6 protein-coding genes and 1 tRNA gene are annotated in these 7,510 nt (G+C 51.9%); 4 read left to right on the plus strand and 3 right to left on the minus strand.

Annotated features, from left to right (window positions below; all coding sequences use genetic code 11):
* Nucleotides 1-1,985 (minus strand): cobaltochelatase subunit CobN (locus tag H6F43_RS05875; RefSeq protein ID WP_190341605.1); only part of this gene is annotated, 1,985 nt, incomplete at its 3' end.
* Between the two features lie 124 nt (nt 1,986-2,109).
* On the opposite strand from H6F43_RS05875, the gene H6F43_RS05880 reads away from it, so the two are divergent.
* Nucleotides 2,110-2,715, plus strand: coding sequence for a hypothetical protein (locus tag H6F43_RS05880; protein WP_190341607.1), 606 nt, complete (start codon nt 2,110-2,112; stop codon nt 2,713-2,715).
* Nucleotides 2,716-2,736: 21 nt separating this feature from the next.
* Here H6F43_RS05880 and H6F43_RS05885 read toward each other — a convergent pair whose 3' ends face one another.
* On the minus strand, nt 2,737-3,438 hold the full coding sequence (locus H6F43_RS05885; RefSeq protein ID WP_190341609.1) for a HAMP domain-containing histidine kinase: 702 nt from the start codon (nt 3,436-3,438) through the stop codon (nt 2,737-2,739).
* A gap of 282 nt (nt 3,439-3,720) precedes the next feature.
* Here H6F43_RS05885 and H6F43_RS05890 point away from each other — a divergent pair, with 282 nt between their 5' ends.
* Nucleotides 3,721-4,845, plus strand: a complete 1,125-nt coding sequence (locus tag H6F43_RS05890; protein ID WP_190341611.1) for an iron-containing redox enzyme family protein — start codon at nt 3,721-3,723, stop codon at nt 4,843-4,845.
* 141 nt (nt 4,846-4,986) lie between these two features.
* Nucleotides 4,987-5,727 carry a methyltransferase gene (locus H6F43_RS05895; RefSeq protein WP_190341613.1) on the plus strand — a complete coding sequence of 247 codons (741 nt, stop codon included), beginning with the start codon at nt 4,987-4,989 and terminating at the stop codon, nt 5,725-5,727.
* A 439-nt stretch (nt 5,728-6,166) separates the two neighbouring features.
* On the opposite strand, the gene H6F43_RS05900 is transcribed toward H6F43_RS05895, so the two are convergent.
* Nucleotides 6,167-6,247, minus strand: a tRNA-Leu gene (locus H6F43_RS05900).
* Between the two features lie 205 nt (nt 6,248-6,452).
* Between H6F43_RS05900 and murF the strand changes: the two genes are divergently transcribed.
* A partial coding sequence (gene murF, locus H6F43_RS05905) for a UDP-N-acetylmuramoyl-tripeptide--D-alanyl-D-alanine ligase (RefSeq protein WP_190341615.1) occupies nt 6,453-7,510 on the plus strand: 1,058 nt, incomplete at its 3' end.

The following is a 7,510-nucleotide window of genomic DNA, read 5'->3' on the forward strand; positions in this document are numbered from 1 at the left end:
ATCGACTCGGAGGGATTGTTGGCGGCGTAGATGTAGAGATTGGGCAAGCTGCCCAGCAGCGTATCGGACCAGGAATAGCCTGTGTTGCCCAGCGGCGAACCCGGAAGCCACTCGACGGTGCCGTGCATGCCGAAGTGGACGATCGCGTGCGCCTGAAATCCCTTCTGCAGCCATTGGTAAAATGCGGCGTACTGCGGATGCGGCGTCAGGTCGCGCTCAAACATCAGCCGCATTGGGTCGCCCTGGATGCCGAGTGGTGGCTGAACGCCGATCCAAACGTTGCCCAACTGCACGCCGCCGAGACAAAAGTCATCCCCCAACGTTTTGATGCCCGTGTCGGTCAGAGACTTCCAGTTCTTCTGAATCCAGGAGGTGCGGAGGTAGCCGAGCCAGGTTTCGAGGGTGCGGACGTTGACGGAGGTACCCGGTTTTAATTCTGAATCCTGAGTGCTGAGTGGCAGAGAGCCTGTTCCCTCGTCTGCGGCTTTGACTTGGCGAATCAGGTCTTCGCCGTCTTCAGGCAGGTCGCCAACGGTGTAGCCTGCGGCTTCGAGGGCGTGCAGGAGGTTGAGCAACGATCGGGGCACGTTGAGCAACGCGGCAGTTCCGGTGGCTCCGTAGCCCGGCGGGAAGCCGTAAAGGATAATGGCGATGCGACGATCGGCAGGGGCAGTGCGGCGCAGATTGATCCAGTGTTTCAGACGATCGGTGAGGCGTTTGACCCGATCGGGCACGAGGTAAATGTCTTCCCCAACTAAGCCGCCTAGGGGAATCGCATCGATCGCGCCATCGAGTTCCGGTAGGGCGTACAGCACCACGCTTTGCAAGCCGCCGATGCCCTGCCGCGTCCACGAGTGGATGTCTTGAATCAGCAGCGGTGCTGCCACGATGTAGGGAACGTTTTTAGCGCTGAGGATTTTCTTGGCGACTTCAACTTGGCGTCCTGCTTCCATCGAGCCTGCGGGACCGCCCACGAGGGGAAAGCCGATCGTTGAAACAATGGCATCAACCTTTACGGCTTCGTTGGATAGCGATGGAGTCGTCACGGTTCCCTGCTGGCGCTGCTGCTGCTCATGCTGGGTGGTCATCAAATCGCGCACGGCAACGTGACCTTCCACCCCGTTGATGAACATTGGCAGCGGAATCAGTCCGGCGTGCTCGAAGGCGCGGATCAGGTTGGGGATGTAGGGCTGTTGGGTGATGACATGTTTGCGGTAGAGCAGAATGCCGACGATCGGGAGGTTTTGAATTTTGAATTTTGAATTTTGAATTGAGTCGTCTAATTCATCGTTCATCATTCTTAATTCATAATTCTTTTCGTACCACTCCAAATACCGCTTGGGAGATTCAAAGTAGCCGGAGTAGTCGGGGTGCAAGAGTCCGATGTTGGGCGTTTCGATCGCGGCTGGAATCTCGCCAATCCGCAATCCCAGGTAGGTTTCGGCAAGGGTCCAAAATAGCGCGGCGACGTTCTCGGCTCCGCCTGCGTTCCAGTAGCCGTAGATGATCAGCCAGTTGCGTAGGTCTTGGACTTTGCCGATCGGCACAAATTTCAGCAGCTTGGGTCCCGCTTTTAGGAAGCTGAGGTAGCCCGCAAGTTTGTCTTCTTCGCGTCCGCTGCTGAACTTGCTCAAAATGAACTGTACGGGTTTCGGCATTCCCTTTGGCTTGTCACCGATGGCAAATTTGCCCAACTGCGTCAGGCTCATCAGTTCCAAGGCGGACTCGAACACAAGGCGGATGGGAATGTGGCGGACGCGATCGCGCAGCCACAGCACTTGGTCGTAGTCAAACAGCAGACTGCCAAAAAAGACATCCGCCCCTTGCAGCGCGGCTTCAATCTCAGCGGGGTTGCTGGCAAGATCGCGATCGCTGAACGCGCAAATGTCTAGCTCTGGGCAGCGATGCTGAGCAAGTTGGGCGGCGTGTCGGTACAACTTGGCGTTGAAGGATTCAAACCCAGCAATTAAAACAATCCGCTTCATGCGTTGTGCGTGAAATAGGGCATTGTCTTGATCTTACGCAGTCTTGCTCTTACGCAGTGGGCGAGGTTAAAACATTGGATATTTCTCTCTGCGCGATCGTTCTAACCCCGTTTTTATACAAGAGTTGGCAAAGTCTGGACAGGGCGATCGCGCTTTGGAGACGGTCCGCGCAATTCAGGATGACGATCAGAGAGAGCAGGTCACGGTTGACCTGATTGACCATCTGACAACCGACGATCAGAGAGAGCAGGCGATCGCCCTGTTAGGAACGATTAACATTGGCTGGAAGTCAACTCGCTGCAACAGACTGGCGGCTGAAAAGCTTGCCTTTTCAGGAAGACTGTATCTTTCAGATTTTCCCAAAAGTAGTCGAGCCGTCTTACTAAGCAGAGTTGCGAAAGAATACAGGCTGCTGGGAGAGCAGAAACAGGCGCTACAAAGTTTGGGTGACGCACTGAAGATGGTTCAGACGTTTAAACCTACGTGGCTTAAGGCAGAACAGCTACGGTCAAATGCGGCGGAATATAAAGCACTGGGGCAGTCAGCAAAAGCCGCAGCGCTTTCAGCTCAGGCAAACAAGATATCTCCTAAAATTTCTCTTCCTGCTCCTGCAAAGATTCCTCTTGCTCCTGCTCCTGCAAGAATTCCTTTTCCTGCGCTAAAGCCTCGATCGGCTCCAAAACCGATTGCGCCAAGATCAATAATCCTGCCTGCACCCGTGTCACGCTAGTAACATCGAGCCTGAGAAAACTTAGGGGGAGGCTTGCAGGGAGATCGTCACGGTTTGCAGCCCGTCGGGGCGAGGCTGACAGGTGACTTCGCCGTTTTGCACTTCAATCCGCCGACAGCAGAGCACAATTTCGGTGGCAAAATCCCGGTTGCCCTCTGGGGCAAAGCGCTGTGCCGTCACGCAGACATGGATACGATCGCCAATGCTTTCGGCGGACAGCAGAACCGGAGCGTTTGCGTCAGAGTACTTCAAGCCTCTCGCCAGCAAATCCGTGAGAACGGCTTCCGTGAGTTCAGAATCTGCTAGGACATAGGGTAGAAACGGCGAAACCTCACAAGCTAGACGCACCAGACCGCTCTTTGGACCGAGCAAATGGCGGCTAACTGCCTCTAGAAGAAGACACAGATCAAGCCGTTCCAGTTGAACGTCAACTTTGCCAGCTTCCAACTTCTGCAACACTAATGTGTCTGCGATTAGGTCGCACAAGCGATCAACCTCGTTTTGCACCGAGTCTAAATGGGTTCGATAGGTTGGGCCTTGTAGCCCATCACCTAAGGACTGTAGATGAACGCCCATTGCCTCCAGCGATCGTCCTACGCGGCGCTCCAGCGATCGCACTACGGCTGTTTGCGCCGCTAAAAATTTTTGTAGCTCAGCATTCTCCGTCTGCAACTGTCGCAGCGAGGCTGAATCCGATTCGACTAAAGCACACTGCTGGGACATATGTCCTAAGAAAGATAAGAGAACCTTAGACAGTTGTAACCGATCTGGTTAAGGAACGTAACAATTTCTTAGAGTTCCTAGTAGAAATTTAGAATCTCTTAACATTCTAGACTGATTCCCTGGAACGAACGTAGCGATAACGACTTCAGCAGATTGTTTTAAGGTAGGTAACTCTATCTTTAGATCCCAATTAGGTGGCGAAATATACCACTTTAGTAGATGTTAGTCGCCGCAAAATAAAAGACGATATGAAGGAAATTAACAACGCATGAATGCAGACACATGCAGAGCAGCTTACTGACAGTTTCGGGTCTTGATGCCGATTACAGCCTGATCCCAGCATCCCAACGGGTACAGACTCCCTATGATGAGGCAGAGCAGCTACTAGCAACACTAATTGAAACCGAGGATCTCGATAAGAACCTTCACGCTTACGCTACTGAAGTGAATGAGGTTGACACCGCTCTGTCGATCGCATTTAAGGAAGCTTACGGACAGCTAAACGGTTCGGACACGGCGCATCATTTCATCCAACGGGTGCTCTATCGGATTAATCGGCTCAACTTATTTTGGTATGACGATCTGCGGCACTACGCCAATGAGCGATCACCCTATCTACATCAACTGCGCGACCGGATTGAGCAAGTCTGGCAACAGTGGGAAACTAAGCATCTGGATGTGGACGGACTGAAGCGCTTGGATGCTAAGCAAGCACTTAGCGATCGTGCCGCTGCCGATCTCGATCCACCGCTGTCTACCGATAGCCGCTACCTGCGTGAGCAGATGAGCTTTGAAGGCTACCGCTATCTATTAGCGATCGCGTCGTTTGATGGATTGATTGAGGCAAGTCGTCTCTCTCGAATCTTAGGTGGTGCCGCCAATGCTGTCCAGTGCACGCTGGTCAAGGTGCTGCTAGAGGAGTATGGCAACGGTCGTTTGTCTCGCAAGCACTCGACGTTTTTCGCTCAAATGCTGTCGGAATTGGGACTCAGTACTCAGCCTGAAGCCTATTTTGATTTGGTGCCCTGGCAAGTACTGGCAAGTATTAACCACAATTTCTTGCTCACTGAATGCAAGCGCTATTTTCTCCGCTACAACGGGGGTTTGGCGTACTTTGAGGTGGCGGGTCCTGCTGCGTACCGGAACTATCTGGCGGCAGCTAAGCGGTTAGGGCTATCCGACGCGGCAATGGGCTATTGGGATCTGCACATTAACGAGGACGAGCGCCACGGTCGCTGGATGATGGAGGACGTGACGCTGCCACTAGTGGAGATGTACCCCAATGAGGCGTGGCAAATTGTGTTGGGCTATGACCAAGAAAAGCTGATGGGCGATCGAGCGGGAGCCGCTGTCGTTCAGGCGATTCGTCAAGGTGAACACGCTGATCCGTTGCCATCGGTTCGATAAGCAGCCTAGTGAAGAGTAGAGGGTGGAGGAAGTTAGGTTGTGGGATCTAAGAAACTGAGCGATTTCTAAACTGCTTCCTACTCCTCGCGCGGGTTTTTCAATTTCGCATTTATACATTTACGTTTAGGTGAGGGTAGTACCTTGACTGGAACTTTGCTACGCGCACAGGATTCTGCAAAATCGTTCGCTGAAACAGAAGTATTCTTCTGTCCTGAGGAATCACAGTTTTATTCACATTGTTTGGAGAGATTGGTATTTAGCACCTGTGCAGATTGCGACGATATCGTGGAGTTCGGCTGTGGGGACGGCAGTCCTGTAATCAACTCGCTTTTACGTACGCAATTTGATAGTACCGTCTATGGATATGATTTAAACGCAGCTGCTTGCGAAGTTGCTCAAGCGAGAATTAAGCAATACAGCTTGAACCACAAATATGTTATTCGCAATCAGTCCTTTTTTAGTTCTGACAACCCATCAGCTCAGTATTTGATTGCCAATCCACCCTACTTGCCTGCGATCGACAATGATATTTGCATGCCACTGCTGCATGGCGGTATCGATGGAGCAGCTATTACAAATCGTCTGCTAACGCTGGATTACCCAAACGTAATGGTGTTGATCTCTAGCTACTCAAATCCGCTAGGAACCATCTTTCATGCGTTAGAGCACGGCTATAAAGTCATAGACTTCATGCTAACTCCGTTGAAGTTTGGCTACTACAGCTCGGAAGCAAAAGTGAAACAGCAAATTATAGAACTACGTAGAAAGCGGCAAGCATTCTTCTCTGGAAATGTCTATTTCTTAGCAGGCGTTTTGTTCAAGAAAACAACGGCAGATGTAGATATTTCTCCTGCACTAATTCAAGCCATAACAGCGCTGTAGATGGATTTGATTGCGAAAGTATCTTTCTCGTATTAGGGGTGAACAAGTAAGCGCAAAAAGCTTGTTCATCCCGTATGCACTAACGTTAATCCAAATTGGACAGTCTTGGCTGATTGTTGCCTTCTTTATATCTCAGCGTTTTATCTTGGTAAAAGATAGTAGACATTGCTAATTTTTATCACTTCATGAATCAACTGCTTGTTCGCAGTATTGAATAAACGCGCAACGACTGCTTCAAAGCGAGCTTTTGCAGGTGGGCGATGCTTTTTTGTACAGCGCTAATTTGCTAGTAGCTGTTTAAAGTGGTGGCTATGGAACGCTGCACCCTTACCCACCCCGATCGTTTGGGCGAACCGCTTAAATCGTTACATAGAGACGAAGTGATGGCTGTAGCCATACATTGTTCAGTCTGAACAACGTATGGCTATAGTTAAAAATATGCGGATGGCGAGACTCGAACTCGCAAGGCAAAGCCACACGCCCCTCAAACGTGCGCGTATACCAATTCCGCCACATCCGCGCGGTTGCTCTTCACTGACCGAGGGGAAAAACTATCAGCTTCAAGCCTTACCCAGAATAACAAAAAGTGGTGAAGGTTGGTGAAATGATGTGAAAATCCTTTTAGCAGGCGGGGGCTAGAATTTGCTCTGGCGCGAAGGAAACCAATGCTTGCCAAGAGGAGACCGATCGCGTTCAATAGCCACTAGTCTCTCTGACAGTGCATCATGCCTTGCCATGCAACCCTAGCCCATCTTGTCGAAATTCTTGGCGCCGTTCCTCTTGGTGTATCCGCCCTGTCAACTGAGGCAAGCGGCATCACCACGGACACGCGCAGCCTTAAGCCCGGTGAAGTGTTTGTAGCATTGCGAGGCGAAACCTTCGATGGGCACGAGTTTTTGCAGACAGCGGCAGAGAAGGGAGCGATCGCCGCAATCGTAGACACCTCAGAGCCGCTGCACTCCCCGCTGCCTCTGCTCCAAGTTTCCAACACCCTTCAAGCGTACCAATCGATCGCCCGCTGGTGGCGTGACCAATTCACTATTCCCGTCATTGCGGTCACGGGTTCCGCTGGCAAAACCACGACCAAAGAACTGATCGCGGCAGTTCTGTCGGTTCCTAATCCACACGCGCCAAGCTCTACGCCCGTTGTGCTCAAGACTCAAGCCAATCACAACAATGAGATTGGCGTACCAAAAACGCTGCTGGGATTGGGACCTGAGCATGATTACGCAATTATCGAGATGGGAATGCGCGGACCCGGAGAAATCGCGCTGCTCAGCCAAATTGCCCGTCCCGATATTGGCGTGATTACCAATGTGGGAACAGCGCACATTGGTCGATTGGGGTCCGAGGAGGCGATCGCCCAAGCGAAGTGCGAACTGCTGGCAAACCTGCCACCAACAGGCATTGCTATCCTCAATCACGATAATCCTCTGCTGCTGGAAACCGCCGCAACTGTCTGGACAGGCAGAACGCTTACCTATGGCTTGGAAGGCGGCGACATTCTCGGAGAACTGATTGGGACCGATCGTCTACGAGTCGGCAATCTCGATCTGCCACTGCCACTTGCTGGACAGCACAATGCTCTCAACTATCTGGCTGCTCTTACCGTGGCAAAAACGCTTGGAATCGACTGGTCCCTGTTTGCCGCTGGCGTTAGCGTTAGCCTTCCTGGTGGACGGGCACAGCGCTACGACTTGCCCAATGACGTCGTCATTCTCGATGAAACCTACAACGCAGGGTTAGAGTCAATGCTGGCATCGCTGCACCTGCTGGCACAAAC

Source organism: Leptolyngbya sp. FACHB-36, assembly GCF_014695955.1.
Taxonomy (GTDB): Bacteria; Cyanobacteriota; Cyanobacteriia; order Leptolyngbyales; family Leptolyngbyaceae; genus FACHB-36.